Origin of the sequence: Brevibacillus panacihumi W25 (assembly GCF_000503775.1) — a bacterium.
GTDB lineage: Bacteria > Bacillota > Bacilli > Brevibacillales > Brevibacillaceae > Brevibacillus > Brevibacillus panacihumi_A.
On sequence record NZ_KI629785.1, the window covers coordinates 1,351,952 to 1,370,398 of the forward strand.

At 52.3% G+C, this 18,447-nt stretch carries 18 protein-coding genes, 1 pseudogene and 1 riboswitch; all 19 genes and pseudogenes read right to left on the reverse strand.

The window, feature by feature from the left end:
- Nucleotides 1–20 precede the first annotated feature (20 nt).
- Entirely contained in the window at nt 21–962 is a 942-nt protein-coding gene (nikB, locus tag T458_RS47480) for a nickel ABC transporter permease (protein WP_023558146.1), read from the reverse strand.
- Entirely contained in the window at nt 959–2,647 is a 1,689-nt protein-coding gene (locus T458_RS47485) for an ABC transporter substrate-binding protein (RefSeq protein WP_023558147.1), read from the reverse strand. The genes nikB and T458_RS47485 overlap by 4 nt, the downstream gene beginning before the upstream one ends.
- A 447-nt stretch (nt 2,648–3,094) precedes the next feature.
- Entirely contained in the window at nt 3,095–3,754 is a 660-nt protein-coding gene (locus tag T458_RS47495) for an ABC transporter permease (protein WP_023558149.1), read from the reverse strand.
- Nucleotides 3,755–3,785: 31 nt separating this feature from the next.
- Nucleotides 3,786–4,688, reverse strand: a complete 903-nt coding sequence (locus T458_RS47500; RefSeq protein WP_023558150.1) for an osmoprotectant ABC transporter substrate-binding protein — start codon at nt 4,686–4,688, stop codon at nt 3,786–3,788.
- A 16-nt stretch (nt 4,689–4,704) separates the two neighbouring features.
- Nucleotides 4,705–5,355, reverse strand: coding sequence for an ABC transporter permease (locus T458_RS47505; protein WP_023558151.1), 651 nt, complete (start codon nt 5,353–5,355; stop codon nt 4,705–4,707).
- A 63-nt stretch (nt 5,356–5,418) separates the two neighbouring features.
- Nucleotides 5,419–6,165: pseudogene (locus tag T458_RS47510) on the reverse strand (ABC transporter ATP-binding protein); the annotation flags it as partial.
- Between the two features lie 209 nt (nt 6,166–6,374).
- A riboswitch (cyclic di-AMP (ydaO/yuaA leader) is annotated at nt 6,375–6,508 on the reverse strand.
- A gap of 201 nt (nt 6,509–6,709) precedes the next feature.
- Nucleotides 6,710–7,603 (reverse strand): AEC family transporter, encoded by an 894-nt coding sequence (locus T458_RS47515; RefSeq protein ID WP_023558153.1) that lies wholly within the window; start codon nt 7,601–7,603, stop codon nt 6,710–6,712.
- Nucleotides 7,604–7,719: 116 nt separating this feature from the next.
- Entirely contained in the window at nt 7,720–9,378 is a 1,659-nt protein-coding gene (locus T458_RS47520) for an ABC transporter substrate-binding protein (RefSeq protein WP_023558154.1), read from the reverse strand.
- Between the two features lie 118 nt (nt 9,379–9,496).
- Nucleotides 9,497–9,832: a hypothetical protein gene (locus T458_RS47525; RefSeq protein WP_023558155.1), complete on the reverse strand. Its 336-nt coding sequence runs from the start codon at nt 9,830–9,832 to the stop codon at nt 9,497–9,499.
- A 373-nt stretch (nt 9,833–10,205) separates the two neighbouring features.
- Nucleotides 10,206–11,210 (reverse strand): D-cysteate sulfo-lyase, encoded by a 1,005-nt coding sequence (locus T458_RS47530; RefSeq protein ID WP_023558156.1) that lies wholly within the window; start codon nt 11,208–11,210, stop codon nt 10,206–10,208.
- A gap of 125 nt (nt 11,211–11,335) precedes the next feature.
- A complete protein-coding gene (locus T458_RS47535) occupies nt 11,336–12,904 on the reverse strand; it encodes an alkaline phosphatase family protein (RefSeq protein WP_031306067.1) in 1,569 nt (522 codons plus the stop codon).
- 17 nt (nt 12,905–12,921) lie between these two features.
- Complete coding sequence (gene spoVAE, locus T458_RS47540; protein ID WP_023558159.1) at nt 12,922–13,272, reverse strand: stage V sporulation protein AE; 351 nt, start codon at nt 13,270–13,272, stop codon at nt 12,922–12,924.
- A gap of 11 nt (nt 13,273–13,283) precedes the next feature.
- Complete coding sequence (spoVAD, locus tag T458_RS47545; RefSeq protein ID WP_023558160.1) at nt 13,284–14,294, reverse strand: stage V sporulation protein AD; 1,011 nt, start codon at nt 14,292–14,294, stop codon at nt 13,284–13,286.
- 3 nt (nt 14,295–14,297) lie between these two features.
- On the reverse strand, nt 14,298–14,771 hold the full coding sequence (spoVAC, locus tag T458_RS47550) for a stage V sporulation protein AC (protein ID WP_023558161.1): 474 nt from the start codon (nt 14,769–14,771) through the stop codon (nt 14,298–14,300).
- Between the two features lie 15 nt (nt 14,772–14,786).
- Nucleotides 14,787–15,647, reverse strand: a complete 861-nt coding sequence (locus tag T458_RS47555) for a DUF421 domain-containing protein (protein WP_023558162.1) — start codon at nt 15,645–15,647, stop codon at nt 14,787–14,789.
- Nucleotides 15,648–15,718: 71 nt separating this feature from the next.
- Nucleotides 15,719–15,925, reverse strand: coding sequence for a DUF1657 domain-containing protein (locus T458_RS47560; RefSeq protein WP_023558163.1), 207 nt, complete (start codon nt 15,923–15,925; stop codon nt 15,719–15,721).
- 169 nt (nt 15,926–16,094) lie between these two features.
- On the reverse strand, nt 16,095–16,766 hold the full coding sequence (locus T458_RS47565) for a VirK/YbjX family protein (protein WP_023558164.1): 672 nt from the start codon (nt 16,764–16,766) through the stop codon (nt 16,095–16,097).
- Nucleotides 16,766–17,689 carry a hypothetical protein gene (locus tag T458_RS47570; RefSeq protein ID WP_023558165.1) on the reverse strand — a complete coding sequence of 308 codons (924 nt, stop codon included), beginning with the start codon at nt 17,687–17,689 and terminating at the stop codon, nt 16,766–16,768. The genes T458_RS47565 and T458_RS47570 overlap by 1 nt, the downstream gene beginning before the upstream one ends.
- Nucleotides 17,690–17,691: 2 nt before the next feature.
- A complete protein-coding gene (locus T458_RS47575) occupies nt 17,692–18,270 on the reverse strand; it encodes a sigma-70 family RNA polymerase sigma factor (protein WP_023558166.1) in 579 nt (192 codons plus the stop codon).
- Nucleotides 18,271–18,447: the final 177 nt, after the last annotated feature.

An 18,447-nucleotide genomic window follows, 5' to 3' on the forward strand; every position in this document is an offset into this window, starting at 1 on the left:
TACTGCTGGATTCACTTGGCTCACGATGTCCCCTCCTTCGTCTGCCCGACTTCAATGCGCGGATCAATGAGGCTGTAGACGATATCGACCAGCATGTTGACCAAGACAAAGATGACGCCAATGAACAGGATGATCCCTTGTACGAGTGGAAAGTCGCGGGATGCAATCGAGCTGATCGCCAAGGACCCCAGCCCCGGCCAGTCGAAAACCCGCTCGATGATCACGGTGCCTCCCAATAGCGAGGCAATCTGCAATCCGATGATCGTGACGACCGGAATCATCGCATTGCGGAAAGCATGGACGAACAGCACGGCGCGCTCTCCCAAGCCTTTGGCCCGCGCAGTCCGGATATAGTCAAAGGACAGGACCTCTACCATTCCCGCTCTGGTCAATCGGCTGATTACCGTCGAGGCCAGAACACCGAGTGTGACAGCAGGCAGGATCAGGTCGCGAAAGCCGGTCCCGCCTGCGATCGGAAGCCAGCCCAGCTTCACGGTAAACAGCATGATCAGCAGAATGCCCAGCCAAAAGCTCGGGACGGAAACACCCAAGGTCGCAATGCTCATGGCGGAGAAATCAATAAACGTATCCTTGAAGCGTGCGGCGAGCACCCCCATCGTTATCCCGATGCAGATCGCCAGAAACATGCCGCTCGCCGCCAGCTTTACGGTAGCGGGAAAACGCTCCAGGATCTCGGAGAGGACAGGACGTCCCGTCTTGAAGGACGTCCCCAAATCTCCTTGCAGCACACCAGCTATATACTGAAAATATTGCGTGACCAAGGGCTGGTTCAGCCCAAGCTGCTCTCGCAATGCATGGACCTGCTCGGCTGTTGCATTTTCGCCCAGCATGATCCGGATGGGATCGCCGGGAATCAGATGGATCAGCGCAAAGGAAAAGATCGAGATCCCGAGCAGGACGATCAGTCCAGACGCAAGTCGTTGGAGAATGTACTGTTTCATTGGTTTACCCAGCTATCGTGGTACATCAAGCCGCGCAGCGGATGGATGCCGACGCCTTCAACGGGCTTGCGGACCACGTTGAATTGTTTCTCGGTGTAGATCGGCACCCACCAGGCCTGGTCTACCACGTATTTTTGGATCTCTTTATACACGTCCTTGCGTGCTGCGCTGTCCACCGTCGTTCTGCCTTTCACCAGCAGTTCGTCCATTTTTGCGTCTTTGACATAGCTGAAGTTCAAGCCGTTGTCCGCTTGGCTGGAGTGCAGGAAGAGATAGAGCACATCCGGATCATTCAGCGTGTAGCCCATCAGCGTCATATCGAAACTTCCCTTGGTGGCGGTATCCACCAGCGCGCCCCATTCCAGCGTCACGATATTCACCTCGACGCCGATGTCCTTGAGCATGGCCTGAATCAACTGGGAAGCCTGCGCCCATGTTCCCGTCTGCGTCAGAAGATCCAGCTTGAGCGGCTTGCCTCCTTTTTCATACAGTCCTTGCGCGTTTTTCGTATAGCCCGCTTTTTCCAACAACGCCTTGGCTTCTTCGACCTGGTATTTCAGACCGTAATCCATGACCCCTTCATCATAGCCGAACAAGGATGGCGGCAATGGCCCATAGGACACGACGCCCTCGCCCTGGATGACCGCCTTCATAATCGCTTCCTTGTTGATTGCTTTGTTCAAGGCCTGTCTCACTTCGATTTCCTGGAACGCCGGCCTGCGCGTGTTCAGCATGACGAACAGCCCCAAGCCGTTGCGCAGCATTTCTTTGACTTCGAACTGCGGATTGTCCCGGTACTTGGCGACATCCTTGGCTACGACGCCTCGGGCGATGTCGATCGAACCGCTGTCCAGAGCCGCGAGCAAGGTTTGGTTCTCGCTGATAAAGCGATAGACGAGCCTGTCCGCGTATGGCGCCCCCTGATTTTGGAAAATCGGATCTGCCCAGGCGAACTCTTCGTTGCGCGTAAAGGAGATGGACTGTCCGTTCTCCCACTTTTCAAATTTCCACGGTCCCACTCCGACTGGCTGGCGTCCGTATTTGTCGCCCGCCTGTGCAATGGCCTGCAACGACAATGGCTGAAGCCATCCCGGATCGCTGAGGAATTGCAGCAGCGGCGCAAACGGCTGCTTCAGATGCAGGACGAGGGTCGTATCATCCGGCGCTTCTACGGACTCTACCTCGGACAGATTGCTGCCTGCCACTTTTGCTGCTGTCGCCGGATCGAGCGCGCGCTGGTACGTCTCTGCGATCGACTTGGCGGTCATGTCTGTCCCATCGTGAAACTTCACGCCTGTGCGAATCTTGAACGTCCAGGTTTTGCCGTCCTCCGAAACTTCCCAGCTTTCCGCCAGATAGGGCTTGAATTCCAAGGTATCCGGGTCCTGCGTGACAAGACTCGCGCCCAGATTTCCAGCGATCTGGTTCGCCACGGCCATCCCTGTCTTGTGGATGTCCAGCTGGTCAGGTTCATTGGCGATGCCGATCGTGATCGTTCCGCCTTTTTTCGGTTGGAGGTTGGCTGTCGCTGCCGGCGCTTCCGTGGACGTAGATGTGGTCGGCGTTCCCGATTCTGATGCTGGCGTACTTGCTGGCGGTGTACTGCACCCGGCGATCAGCGAGAGCGACAGGGACACCATCGTTGCCGTGGAGAAAAGCTTTTTCAGGTGAGCTTTGGGTACCATGTGTCATCCTCCTACTAAAGAAAGTATCGTTATCATTTACAGTACCACTTTTCTAAAAATTTAGATTATTGAACATTTCTATAGGGTATAGACATCGGCTTAGTTCCAGCTGTAGTGGTGAGGAGGAAAAAGGGGAGAACGCTCCAGCGGGTTGGGATCTTTGCTGGGGGTCATTCCTGGCCGGCTCCATTCCAAAGGCGGAACCGCGGCCAAAAGCAGCCGCTTCGAAGAAGTGATTCAGGGTTGGCCGCTGAATGCGTGTTCCGCCTTTTCCATTGCGCCTGGGTGAAGATCCCAAATGCCTCCGCTTTTCTCCCCTTTTTCCTCGACCAGCTTTGCTGCGTCATTCCGACATTCTTTGCAAGACTCTCCAGATGTGTTGTAAAAAAGATTTGCCACATAAACATTAAAAAGCTGCCCCATTTGGGACAGCACTTTGTAATTCCCCTATTTCTGCGCCTTCGCCGTCTGCAAGCGGAAGTTGGCGCGCTTTTCGATTTTGCCGAGGATCAGATCGACCAGAATCACGAGCAGCGCGGCTGGGATCGCCCCGGCCAGCACCTTCTGATCGTCTGTCGTGACGATTCCGCGCATGATCATTTCTCCGAGTCCGCCGGCGCCGACGAAGGTAGCCATTGTCGCAGCCCCGATGGAGACCACCGTAGCGACACGAATTCCCGTCAGAATGATCGGCATAGCCAACGGTATTTTCACCTTGGTCAAAAGCTGCAGCTTGGTCATGCCCATCCCGGTGCCTGCTTCTATCAAATTCTTGTTGACGTTTTCCAGCCCGGCGTACGTGTTCTGGACGATAGGCAAAAGCGAATAGAGAGCCAATGCCGTGATCGCTGTCCCGTAGCCGAGACCTAAAAAAATCATGACGATCAGCAAAAGTGAGATCGTAGGGATGGTTTGGATTGCGTTAATCGTAGTCTGGATCATGAATGCGACACGCTGATTGCGGGTCATCCAGATGGCCAGCGGGACACCCACTGCGATCGCAATCAAGATCGCGCTTGCGCTCATAAAGAGATGTTCTCCCGTAAAAGCCAGCAGCTGTTTCCAGGAGCTCGCAAATACTCCCAAGGTCCCGATCAAGAGATCCATCGCATCTGCCTCCTTTCCATCAAGCCTTCTCTTACTTCTGGATCAATCCGTGTTCAAGCAAAAATTCGCGGGCGATTGCCGCCGGGTCTTTCTTTTCGATATCCGCCTGATAGTTCAAGGCAGTCATGGTCTGGGTATCAATCTTGCCTGCCAGCTTGTTGATGACCTCTTCCAACTGCGGATACTTCTTCAACGTGTCATTGCGGACGACAGGAGAAGCGCCGTATGGCGGGGAGAAAAGCTTGTCATCCTCCAGGGTAACGAGATTGTACTCCTTCAGCCGCGAATCAGTCGAATACGCAAGAACAATATCTACTTCTTTCGTGTCTACTGCCTTGTATACCAATCCGATATCCATCGGCGTTGTTTTGCCAAACTGGAAGCCGTATTCCTGGATAAACGCCTGGTAACCGTCATTGGGCCGCTCGAGCCAGCTTGAATCCGTACCCAGGCTCAGCTCCTTGGCATGCGCTGCCAGATCCGAGATTTTTTGCAGATTGTACTTGTCAGCCAATTCCTTGCGCACCGTGAAGACGTAGGTGTTTTCAAAGCCATACGAAGGGAACCACAGCTGGTCGAATTTCTCGGCCACGCCGTTCTTCACCAGATCAAATGCCTCCTGCGGGTCCTTGCTGAACTCCTCCAACCCGAGACTGCTCGTGATGTCCGTCCCGACATAGCGGACTGCGGAGATCTGGATGTCGTTATTTTGCATGGCCTTCAACACAACCGGTGTAGCGCCCAGGCCGCCTACCAGCTCTGTTTTCAGGTCGGAATTGCCCTCGATCACCTGCTGCAGCATATGCGCCAGAATCGTTTGCTCCGAGGTGGGCTGATGCCCGATTTTGACGACGTCGCCGGAGCTGCATCCCGTCGCCAGCAGTAGAGATAATCCTGTTATGATCAGTGCTTTTATCCAATTGCTATTCTTCATCTTGAACGTTTCCCCCTCAATTGGCACGCTTTATCTTTAATCCTTTCGGCGTGCACATCTTCTGAATATTTCGTGTAAGCAAGTCAGCAATCGTCGCCAGCATTGCGGTTGCAAGCGCACCTGTAATCATCATATTGTCGTTTGCAAGCCCAAGTCCGGTAAATACCAGGTAGCCGAGTCCGCCGCCGCCGATGACAGCCGCCAGCGTGGCCCAACTGATGGTATAGATCGTTGCTGTTCGAAACCCTCCCATAATAATCGAGATCGCCATCGGCAACTCGATCTTCCACAAAATTTGAAAACTGGTCATGCCCATGCCGCGTGCCGCTTCGATCAAGGCCGGGTCCACTTCGCGAATCCCCGTATACGTGTTGCGCAGCATCGGCAAAAGCGAATAGAGAAACAATGCGACAATCGCCGGTACTGCCCCGATTCCGAGCAACGGAATCATCAGCCCCAGCAGGGCAAGGCTCGGAATGGTCTGTAAAATATTCACAAACCCGATGACATAGGTATTGATCTTTTCCGTTCGTGTCAGCAGAATGCCGAGCGGTACAGCGATCAAAAAGCCTCCAGCTACCGCGATCAAGGAGATGTAGCTGTGTTCCCAAAGCAGTTTGAGCACCAGATCATATCTATCTGTAAAAAATTGGATAAGTCCACTCATCCCCTCACCCCATTTCTATGAAATACTCCATTTGGGGAGCGTCGCCGCTTTTTTGGACACGTTTGGATGAAGCTCCTTCACCTTGCGCAGGCGCTTGGCCCCGATAAAGTTCACCACGAACTCGTTGGCTGGATGCTGCAGCAATTGTTCGGGAGTATCCAGCTGGACGACCTCCCCGTCGTTCATCAGGCAGATGCGATCCGCAATTTTGATCGCCTCGTCCATATCATGGGTGACGAACACAATGGTTTTGTTGATCGTCTTTTGCAAACGCACGAACTCGTCCTGCAATTGTTCTCTGCTGATCGGGTCCAACGCGCTGAATGGCTCATCCATCAGGATAATCGGAGGATCGGCTGCCATCGCGCGTATTACCCCTACACGCTGCTGCTGGCCGCCGCTCAGCTCAGCCGGATAGCGGTTTTTGAACACCTTGGGATCGAGCCCCACCATGTCCAGCAGCTCATCTACCTTTTGCTCGATTTTGGCTCGATCCTGCTTTTTCAGCTTGGGGACCAGGGCCACATTTTCTCCGATGGTCATATGCGGGAATAGCGCGATCTGCTGGATCACATACCCGATGCTGCGGCGCAGCTCCACGGGATCAGCCAAAGAGATGTCCTCTCCGTTGATCTCGATTTTGCCTGCTGTCGGCTCGATCAGGCGATTGATCATTTTCATGGTCGTCGTCTTCCCGCAGCCGCTGGGGCCGATCAGGACAAACAGCTCGCCTGCTTTGATCTGAAGATCCAGACTTTTGATAATGGAGGTATTGCCAATGCTTTTTTCCACTTGGTGAAAGGAAATCATAAGCACCACTCCTTCGATAAAATTTATGGAAAGAAAAAGAGTCGAACCACTGCGCGCGCCAGGAAAGGCCATCCCGGCGAAAGCAGTATTTCGACTCTTTTCTCACATACAAATATGAGGAAATAAGCTTGCATATTCACTGAATGAAAGCCCAAATAGAGCTGCCAATCATGCGATGAAAAAGCAAGCAAACAAACGTAGATTGTATGCAAATTTCTGCTTTAGCCGACGAGGTTAGCTGACGGGTAGGATGGCAGTTAGCATCCCTTCTGCTTGCACAGAATTAACCCCAAAGATGGTTCCCCCGTTTTCGTCTGGAGACGAAACTAGGCCCGATATGAAATTAGTGAAGGTTTTCGTATTGCTAATGTCTTTCAGTTTACCATAATGCGATCGTCGCCTCAATTTTCAAAAAACGCCGTATAACTCCCTCTGACTCTCTCAAAGGGAGTTAACCGTAATCAGTTGACTCTTTCTTCCGAATACTCGGGAATCCTTCCAAATCCTTCCCGGACTCGTCGAACTTTTGCCGACATGTTAAGCCTCATTGTAAAAGATGCAGCAAAAATGTCAGGGTCCCGACGCTCATCACTGTCGTGATCAGCACGCTGCTGGAGACAAACTGCGGTCTGGCGTTGAACTGGATGGCGTACATCGCCGTGGTGGCCGCTGACGGCATGGCTGCCAGAATGACCAGAACCTTCTGCAAAAGAGGATCAATCGGAAACAGCAGACAGATCAAATAAGCGAGCACAGGCGAGGCGATCAAGCGAATGACGCTGGCGATACTCAGGCCCTTCCACTCCAGCCCCTTCGCTGATACATTGGCAAGCTGCATGCCAAGGATGAGCATGACGACGGGGATGGCTGCCTGTGCGACCAGGTCTATCGCCTGATAATAGCTCTCCGGGATCACGATTTGGAATTGTTGAAACAAAATCGCGACGATGACAGCGTGGTTGGAGGGCTGCTTGAGGACCATCTTGATCGCGTCCTTGGCGCCGCCCTTGCCGCGAGAGGCGAAATAGACGCCAAACACGCCCATGATAATCGCGTGAAAGACCATGATCTGCACCGCGTAGTTGAATCCTGCCTCGCCATAGGCGAACAGGATGATCGGCGTACCGTAGTTTCCGCTGTTCATGAATGCGGTGGACAGCATCATCGCGCTCTCCTGCTGCTTGTCGTACTTGAAGCATTTTGCCGTGATTTGCGTGATCACGATCAGCCCGATGGTCAACAGCATGGAGATGATCACGATGTAGAACAACTGCAGGTCAAGCGGTGTTTTGTAAAAGGTGCGAAATACAAGAGCCGTAGACAGCACGTATATGGCAAGTGTCGAGATGGGCTTGAGATCCAGCTTGTAGACCCGCTGTAGGATGTAGCCACTGAGGAAAATCAGCAATACCGGTAAAATGACTTGAAAAAAAATCATATGAGTTCCCTACTTCCGCTTCGATTCACATCCATGCTTTAGTATACCAGAGCGAAAGCAAAAAAGGCCGATCACGCCCCATTTTTTGTGGAGCGAAATCAGCCTGAACAGGTCTTTTATTCCTTCCATTCCACCGCTGCAATGCTTTCCGAACCCGTCGGATGCAACACGTACCCAGACAGTCCTGCCCTTGCCGCCATCATCGGCTTGGCATGGGCGAGCGGAATCATCGGCGCGTCTTCAAACAGCAATTCCTGTGCTTTTTTGTACATGTCGATCCGTTTTTGATGATCGACCGTCGACGCCGCCTCTACCAGAATGTCTTGAACCTCCTTGTTTTTGTAGCGCATCCGATTCTCATTGGGATTGAACAAGACGTTCAGGAAGTTGTCCGGATCGCCATTGTCCCCTGTCCAGCCCAAGAGGTACATATCCTGCTCCCCTTGCCTGATCTTCGCCAGATAGGTCGCCCACTCCATCGTGACAATCTGGGCGTCGATGCCGATCTTGGCGAAATCCTGCTGCAGCGCCTCAGCGATCTTCTGCCCTTCCGTCATGTATTGACGCGGAACAGGCATCGCCCACAAGGTTGTTTTAAATCCATTGGGGTAGCCTGCCTCTGCAAGGAGCTGCTTCGCTTTTTCCAAATCATAAGGGCGATCCTGAATAGCATCATTATAGCCCCATACAGATGGCGGCGTCGCGTTGACGGCTGGCTCTGCGCTGCCGCCGTAAAAAGCATCCACTATCCCCTGCTTGTCGACGGCATAGGCAACGGCCTGACGCACCTTTTGGTTGTCAAACGGCTTTTTCTCCACGTTAAACGCGAGATACGCCACGTTCATAGGCGGACGATCCAGAAGTTGCAGCTCGGCGTTTCCTTTTACAGACTCGGCGTCATCAGGGTTTAGTCCGTCCATCAGGTCGATCTCGCCGGAGACGAGCGCAGTCAGACGGGCTGTATTGTCGGGAATCACCTTGAATACCGCTTCTTCCAGCTTCGGCACTCCCGGCTGCCAGTACTGCTCATTCTTTTTCAATGTAATGGTCTCATTGCGCTTCCACTCTACAAAGACAAACGGTCCGGTCCCGACCGGATTTTCCTTGAAGCCCAAGCCGTGCTTTTGCAGGGCGGCAGGAGAAGCGATGGCGAACGCAGGCATGGCCAGGTTGTTGAGGAACGGAGAGAGCGGTTTTTTCAGTTTGAACTCGACGGTGTGCGGGTCGATAGCTTTGACGCTTTCAATGATGTGTCCTTCCTCTCCCTTAAACCCGCCAAACATGTCGTTGTAATAGGAAAAGCTGACTTCGCCGTGCAACGGATGATTTTTGTCCATCCAGCGCTCGAAGTTGAATACGACAGCGTCGGCGTTGAAATCCGTACCGTCGTGGAATTTGATTCCCTGGCGAAGCTGGAAGGTATACGTAAGCCCGTCCGGAGCGATCTCCCACTTCTCTGCCAGTCCCGGACGGATATTGGTATTGTCCGGTTCAAAATTGAGCAGCGTCTCCAGCACATTGACAGTCACCTTGAACGATTCGCTGTCCGTGGCAGCGATCGCATCCAGCGTCACGGAATCCCCGCCCCGTCCGATAATCAGTTTTTGCTCTTTGACAGGCTGGTTCGCAGCAGGCTGTGCCTGTTCAGACGTCTGTGCTGCCTCTCCTGTTGGAGGGCTGGCGCTGTTTGGCGGTGCCGAAGGAGAACATCCCGCAGCAAACAGTCCAACTGCCAGCGTTAGCGAGTACCAAACATTTCGATTCCATTCCATCATGGGCCGTTGTCTCCTTTCCTGGTTCATGAAGTAAATGGTAGCCGAAGTATTTGTAAAATACAATATATTCAGTAAATTTTACCCAAATTCCTGAAGCATGTCTTCAGGAATAATCGCGTTACTCAGGGAAGTAGCCTTTTGAGGCATCAAGCAGCCCTTCCAGTTGCGTGACGGCGGAAAAAAACTCAGGATGTGCATCCTGGTTCTGCTCTGCCAGATCCTTCAGGTCGCTATATGCTTCCGACAGACGGAAAAAAGGGGCGTCTAGGTTGGGCTTTCTCTCGTGGGGAAGCTCCGTCATCACCATATTGGTTTCCAGGTAAAAGGTATCCGCCGAAACATGCTCAATGTCGTTTTTGACTTCCTGCAGTACATTTTGAAGTTCGCTGGGGAGGATCTCCTGATGCTTCAGCAAATTGTCAACAACAGTGAGGACGTACTCTTTTTTGGTCAAGGCAGCTCGTCATCCTTTCGTCTTTCCTGTCTCCTTACTTTGCCCAGAGCTGCTTCCATTTACTCCTAGTGAGACTTGAGTACCGTTGGTCAGACTGTAGTGGAGGCGAGGAAAAAGGGGAGAACGCTCTGGCGGGTTGGGATCTTTGCTGGGGGGCATCCCTGGCCGCCTTATTGCAAAGGCGGAACCGCGGCCAAAAGCAGCCCACTTCGAAGTAGTGATTCAGGGTTGGCCGCTGAATGCATGTTCCGCCTTTTCCATTACGGCTTGGTCAAGATCCCAAATGCCTTCGCTTTTCTCCCCTTTTTCCTCAACCAGCTTTCATTGATCCCCCGTAAACCCTTTGGGGGCTACTCAGGATGTTTTTGATGTACTACTGATGTGAAAGAAACAGTTGTGGAGCCGTGTACAACGCTGGCGTCCCGCCCGTATGCAAAAACAACACGCGGTCCTCGCGGGTCAACTCCCCTTTGCGAATCTTTCCGATGAGTCCTGCCATCGCTTTGCCCGTGTACACAGGGTCCAGCAAAATTCCCTCGGTGCGAGCGACGAGCTTCACTGCCTCGACCATCTCCTCTGTGGGAATGGCATAACCCGCCCCGACATATTGGTCGTCGCAGCGTACGGCATCGTCCGGGATTTTTCCTTGCAGTCCTGTGAGTGCAGCTGTCCGATACAGCAAATCCCGCACCTGTGTCTCTTTGCCTTCCCGCGTACCGCTGACATTGATGCCGATGACCTTGGTGTTCGACTGCCGCGCAAGAAAACCTGCGACCAATCCTGCTTGTGTGCCTCCGCTCCCCGTACCTGTCACGACAAAGTCAAACGGTGTCCCGTCTGCCATCGCCTGCTGCTCGATTTCATCCGCGCAGGCCATATAACCGAGCGAGCCAATCTGATTGGAGCCGCCAAGCGGGATGATATACGGCTTTCGCCCTTCCTTTTCAGCGGCTTGAGACAGATTTTCCATGGCTACTTGCAGATCGGCGTCTGCCGGAACCAGCTCGATTTTTTCTACGCCCATGAGATGGAACAAAAGATGATTGCCGCTCGCCAGCGGATCGTGTTCCCCGAGCTCAGGTTTGGAGAGCACCAATTGGCAGCGCAAGCCTTCCCGAACTGCCGCCGCCAGGGTGAGGCGGCAGTGATTGGACTGCACTGCTCCGCAGGTGATCAGCGTATCTGCTCCCTGCCGAATGGCATCGGATACGAGATATTCCAATTTGCGCGTCTTGTTTCCCCCTGCCGTCAAACCCAACAAATCGTCGCGTTTGATCCAGATGGACGGTCCCCCCAAGGCTTCTGAAAGCCGTTCCAGCTTTTGAATCGGCGTCGGTCCCATCGTGTAGGTCCTGCGATGATAGCGAATCTCGTTCATGTGCGGCTCGCCTCTTTTCTTGGTATGGTCTTTACTCCATACCACAAATCCGCAGCAAAATCCTTTTCCATGATGCGGAAAAAAGCGAAACGAGGCTGCACAGTCGCAACCTCGTTGTTTCGTTTTCACCTCGTCAATTGCAGAAGCCAGTCCCTTAGATCTACAATACGCAGCGTTTTCGGACGCGTATCCGTCCCTGAAACAAGCAGTGGAACCAGCGAATCTTTTTCATGCAACGAGCCATGAGCAGCTCCGCCGATGTGGGTAGGCGAACTTTCCCCGACAAGCTCATAGCCGGGCTTTACGGTGATAACCACGTATCTTCCTTCGTGAGAATGCATGGCACCGTACAATCTCGCCAATACATCCGGATACTTTCCGTATTGGATCCGCTTGCTCTTAAGATCAAGGTCTAGTAGTTCGGGATTGCCTGTGAGGTGCCACGTCTGCCCATATTCATCTATGTATTTGCCTCCGGGACGATAGGAGAAGGTTTGCGTGGTATTCCCCGCCGTAACCAGAATATCTTGACCGGCTTTTCTTGCGATGATATCGAGCTTGTCTTCTTGTTGCAATTGCTTGACAAGCGCAGGCAACGCAACGTTCGAATCGATGGCGTAGATGTATGCCATGCGCTCATTCGGCATAATCACTACCTGATCTTCCTTGGAAACAGGCTCGCTCAATTTCGCAATTCGGTAAGGCTGCAAAAGAGGCCGAAGATCAATCTTGGCTTCTTGGCGGTCATCCAGAACGGTGGTTTGCCCACTGTCCCCCATGACGATCCATACAGCCTGCTTGACAGCCTGATCCCACGATCCATAGGTATTCAGCACCTCTTGCAGCGCTTGATCCGCTTTGATAATTCCAGCTTCCTCAGCAGGTCCCTTTTTATGCACAGTCATATCGTTCTCCGGAAAATAGGCGATGGTGAGCGCAGGAAGCTTTTTATCGCGAATCAGAAAAGCCAGGTCTTGAGCAGTAAATGTATTGTTCAATCCATATTTTTTCCACACTTGGGCGTTGCGGTTATTCTTCGGGTCCAATTGGGCAAACGCCGCGTAGGAAAGCAGGGATGGCCCGGTCACTTTGATATGTTCCGGCAGGCTCGTCCCTTTTGCGACAGGTGGTACTCGCAGGATGTGATTTGTTTTGCCGCGAAATACAATCGCATTGATCGAAGCCGATTGTTTGCCTTGCTCCGCCAGCTCTTCATGAATGGTTTTCGTGCGCTTGTTCAGTTGAACCTGATTCAAATGATATACGGCATCCATCACAACTTGCGGTTGATTGATTTTCAAAGCTTCCTTGGGACCGTTCCCGTAGAAAATCATACGTTTTTCCTTGTCGCTGTACCAGACTAAACCAGGTACATGGTGCTGGTCCGTATAGGTGCCTGTCAAAAACGTACTATCAATGGTTACGGACATCGTAGGAAAAGAACTCACCATTTGCGGGAAGTAGCGCCCGTTGTCGTACAGATGCTTCAAGGCAGGCGCACGCCCTTGCTGCATGGCTTTACGCAAAGGCTCATCCATTAAGGAGTCAATGAGGATGACGATAACAGGTTTGGCAGGTCGGGGGGTGACGGATTGGATGCTTTGCTGGTTTGCCTGATCACGTGGAGGGGTGCTGCAACTCAAAACGATAGCCGCGAGCAGCACGATCCAAAGCAAGGGGGTTCCCTTTCTCATCAGCGTTCTCACTTCTATCACCCCTTCGGCCGAAATACAACTGCTACGAGAAAGCCAAAGACAATCGCCGCTGAGATCCCGGCACTCGTCACCTCAAAAATGCCGGTGATAACGCCGACCAGACCACTCTTCTCCGCTTCAGCCATCGCCCCATGCACCAGCGCGTTGCCAAAACTGGTGATCGGCACGGTCGCGCCCGCTCCCGCAAATTTGATCAATGGATCGTACAAGCCGACACCATCGAGGACAGCACCTGCTACGACCAGGGAGGACATGGTGTGCGCCGGCGTCAATTTCACTACATCCAGGAGAAACTGCCCGATCAGGCAAATCACTCCGCCAACCAGAAATGCCCACAAAAACGTCATGATCCCCCTCCTTACAGCGTATCCGCTTCAATAGCTACAGCATGAGCGATACAAGGGATGCTCTCCCCTTGCTGATATGAAATCGGCGACAACAGCGCCCCAGTGGCGACGACCAAGATCCGCTTCCACTCTCCCTCCTGCATGCGGCGCAGCAAATGTCCATAGGTGACGGTGGCGCAACAGCCGCAGCCACTGCCTCCTGACCAAACCGTCGGATTGTCTCCGTAGATCAGCATGCCGCAATCCACGTAGCGCTCCAAAGGAACGTTGACATTGTGCTTGGGCAAAAGCTCGGAGAGAATGGAATGCCCCACCTTGCCCAGATCCCCGGTCACGATTAAGTCGTAGTGGTCATGCGGAAGCTTCAGATCGCGAAAATGGGTTTCGATGGTCGCCAGCGCAGCAGGTGCCATCGCTCCCCCCATATTGAACGGGTCAGACATGCCCATATCGACGATTTTGCCGATTGTGGCGGCTGCCACGCGCAATCCATTCCCTTGATTCGCCACGACGGCTGCCCCTGCTCCGGTCACGGTCCACTGTGCAGTCGGAGGCTTTTGCGAGCCGTATTCCGTGGGATAGCGATACTGCTTTTCTGCAGCTGCATTGTGACTGCTTGTGGCGGCCAATACGTAGTCTGCGGCTTGGCTGTCTACCATCAGGGCCGCCAGCGCCAACCCTTCCATGGATGTGGAACACGCGCCGAAAATCCCCAGAAAAGGGATGGAGAGCGTACGAGCCGAAAAATTGGCAGAGATGCACTGATTCATCAAATCGCCCGCCAGCATGAATTGCACCTGCTCTTTTCTCAGTCCCGCCTTTTCAATCGCCTTGTCGCATGCTTCCTCGAGCAAGACCTTTTCCGCCTTCTCCCAGCTGTCCTGACCGATCATCAGATGACCGTGCAGGATATCAAAATCATTCGCCAACGGTCCCTGTGCCTCAAAGGGTCCGCCAATCGCAGCCCTTCCGGCAATCACCGGCCTCGATGGAAACACCCATGACTGGTAGCCTTGGCGCATCTTTCATCCCCCCATTTTGATCAGTGTTTTGATGAGTCCGATGACAAACGCCGAAGCTACCCCGAAGACGATGACCGAGCCCGCCAGCTTGAACATGTTTCCACCTACTCCCAGCACAAAGCCTTCGCTTCGGTGTTCGAGGGCAGCAGACGTAATCGAATTGGCAAAGCCAGTGACAGGCACGCTGGTTCCCGCTCCCGCCCACTGCGCGATGCGATCGTACCACCCCAATCCGGTCAACAAAGCAGAGCAGAAGATCAGAACCGCTACCGTCGGGTTGCCAGCCGTTTTTTCGGTGAAATCAAAAAAGTGGATAAACATCTCTTGAATCCCCTGCCCGATCAGACAGATCACTCCCCCTACCAGAAAAGCGCGAAGGAAATTGCGGGCAAGCGGACGGGCAGGCTCGTGGCGCTTCGCAAGCTCCTGGTATTCCTGCTGAGTCAAGGTCAACTTTTTCTTTTTCTGATCAGCCATCGATTTCGCTCCCTTTTAACGCATTAACAGCGGTTTGACTGTATCAATCACCTTTTGCAGTTCCTGCGAGTCGCCTTGGTAGGTCCGCTTCACTCGCTGATCCTGCGTTCCCAAAGCATAGAGCTCAAGATCTGCCTGGCATTTTTTCAAGGTGGCGAACGTCAGCTTCATCTCGATCGGCTGGGCAACCTTCAGCTTGTCATCATACAAGTCGAGATAGAGCTGCCCGCCTTTGTCCACTTGTCCCAGGAACACATTTTCCAGAGCGACGCCTGCCTTTTCCAACTCAGCCCGGACCCAATTGCGGTTCAATCCGTTGTTCGCCAGGGGCTCATCCAAAATCACACCATCCATAATGACGGTCTGCGGTTCTTCGGCAGGAGAGACTTTCAGCCCGAGATGCTGCGGTGTCACCGGCTGATGCTGCGACTTGAGCAGCACACTCAAGTCTCCGCTCGCTTCCATCAGGGCAAATTCAACGTCAGCCACGCGAAAAACATCTTTCATGCGCAGATGCTCCAACAAGTCTTCGGTTGTCATCCGCTCACTTTTGAGATTGTCCTCCAGAATTTTTCCATCCTTGATCAGGATCGTGGCATTTCCTTGCACGATGTTGCGAACTTTTTTGCTTTTCAGCGACAGCCATTCCAGCAAGACGGGGAACAACGCGAAAATGGTGAGTGCAATCAAGCTATGATAGATAGGTCCATCTATTTCTGTTGCCATAAATGCTGCGATAGAACCGATGGATATTCCGACGATGTATTCAATATAAGAAATTTGCCGAATCTGCCTCTTTCCAATGATTTTGGTGAGTATAAACAGATAGGCAAAAGCAACGAACGACCGTATGACGATATCTAGCCAATCCGGCATATCCTACCTCCACTTTCCTCCAGGAAAGGAAGAGAGGCTCGAATCCCCTCCCCGTCTCCTGTTTGGAAGCCTTAGAATCCTTTGTATTGCGGTTCTTCGTTTTCCAGCTCAGTCACACGCTGTTCCAGGTTCGTAATGATGGACTGTGTTTGTTCAGCAGCCTGGGTGTACAATTGCTTGGCTTGTTGGTTCTGTGTGCCCAGTGCGAATGTTTCCAGATTCGCCTGTGCACCTTTCAAGCTGGCCAGCGTTTGTTTTACTTGCGCTCCAACTGTCATTTCCTCTCACCTCCTGCAACTATAGAATCAACCAAAAGGAAAGAAATTATCCCCAGTCGATCATCGAGCTTCACCCTCACCTTTCTGGAATTAAAAACAATTAATGAAAAACAAAAAAAGTACCATCTACATGTAGACGGTACGATTCGAAACATTATTTTTTTCTTCGTTACGAAGACAGCGGCTTATATGCGGCTGCTAGTCTGATCAGGTCTTGATCTGAAAGATTTCCGATGATTTGTAGCCGGATGACCTTCCCCTGCGGATCGAGAATGTGAACGGTAAGACGCTGTATTTCGCTGTTTTGAAAAGGGGTAAGGGTAGCTACATTGTCGCTGCCGGGAATCTGCATCACTTTCATATAGCCGGGATATTCGTCGCGGACTCGTGTTTTGTTGTCCAGGATGGCCTGTGTGTACGTATCCCGATCCTGAATGACGACTGCCCACTCCCCCTCCTTCTGGTAGATGTCCCAATGATTCAATTTCAGGACTGGGGCTCCCATCTTCCCATCCTTGAGGGTGAAATACTGCGTGTACAGACCATTTGACGAGAGGAGCGGCAGCCTGAATGGTGCCGGGCGATAAAGAGGCGCTTCAAACACTTTTTGCGTCTCCTCGGTCGTGATGACCTTTCCCCCTTTGCTCATCCGCTGGTAGTCCTCCAACGTAGACGTAAGCGCATCCGGCTTCTCCGTCTCCGATGGTTTTTTGATCGTGATCTCTAGGTTGTGCCAAATCACATTTTGAGAGGCTTCCTCCGCATATATGGTTACGGGACCGCTTAGGGCCGCAGTTAGAAAAAAAGTGGCATAGACAGATCGAAGGTTCATTCCCATCATCAGGATCTCCTCTCCAGAATGTCATTGGCAATTTCCAGTAATTTTTCTTTGGTCATGCTGCTGTCCGTCGAATTGATGGATAGCGACCAGTCCTGATCCATCCATCTTACTTCCCTGCGCATTTTTCCATACGGATCTTCTCTTTCGATATACAGGCCTTCCGAGCCGCCAATCGATACTTCCTCTACAATCTGATTGGCGCCTGGGACCGTCATCATGCTATTTCCTACCCAAAATTGCTTCAGCATATTGACCCGAAGCTGGTTCCCGGCAGCATCCTCATAAGCGGCAGAAGCATGATAGACCGTCGGCAATACTGTGACGGGTTCGACCATCAGCGCCTGATTGGTTTCGTCAGCCTTGCGTTTCAGATTCTCTTCCAAAGCCTCGTCTTTTTGGTAATCATAGCTGACCATTCCTTCTTTAAACTTGTATGCTGTAGCGATTTCCGCAGGATAGTCGAGGATATTCTTGAGATGAGTGTTCAGCTCCACCAGTTCGTTCAACATATACGGCTTGGCGATATAGCTGACCTCGCCCTGGCCCGCTTCGTTCTTCTGATAGACGGCAGCAGCCGTGCCGGGAGCAAGCTTGCTTCTTACTTCATCCAGTTTGGCCTGCGCCGCCTGCAATTCGGCCAGCCTTTCCTTGGACAGAGGAGGAGCCGCCTGATATTCCATGACCGTTTCCCCCTGCTGATTCTGGATCTTGTACCAGGTAATCGAGGCAAAACCTGACGCAAAGATAAAAACAAGCGTAGCCACTAATAGCCATTTTGTCCTGCCTGCCTGCCGCATGGGCGATCTGCTTTGGCTCTCTTGTTTGACAGAAAGAAGAATTCTTTCCCGCAAGTCTGGCGACAGTTGAACTGTCTCCTCGACTGCACGCAATGCTTCCATGGCATATCTCATTTTGTGATCCATGCTTACTGCTCCCTCCCCAAGGTTAAAGACTGCTGGCTGACAATCTCCCGTGCTTTCATCAATGCGTGGTGCAAGCGCGACTTTACTGTCCCTATAGGCAATTGCAGGATTTCGGCGATCTCTTCCTGGGTGCAACCATGCCAGTATTTCAATACCAGGACACTGCGAAATTTGAACGGAAGCTGCTGAATTTGCTCCATCAGTTGCTGTTGTTCCAACTGTTCAACAACTTCTTTGGAGATGTCCGGTACAGTCTGTACAGGCGAAAGCAGTTGTACCTTGTTGAAAAGCCGGACGATTTTCCAACCGCGCCGACGGTAATTCTGGATTTGTCGTACGGCTACGCCTGTCAACCAGGAGGAAAAGGTTCGAGCATGATCATAATTGTGCAACGACCTGTATACCTCCAGATAAATGTCGTGAATCACATCCTCTGCATCCTGCTTGTTGTCCAGTAGAAACAGCACGGTCTTCTTGACCTCATGAATGGTCAAATCATACAGTTCACCGAAAGCGTCCCGATTTCCGGCAAGCGTCTGCCTGATGGATGCATGAAGTCTTTCCTCGGCTGACCGATCCACATTCCCACCCTCTTTCCGTTGATTTACACCTCATATTGGTCACTCGCGATTATTTCGTTCAAAAAAACAAGCTCTCCCCTGATCCTACCAAATTTTGTGTTCAACGGGCTTTACTCGGCTACGCAAAAAAGCCAGTGAGCCTCGCCTTTTCCGTCGAGTGCCACTGGCTTTCACCAT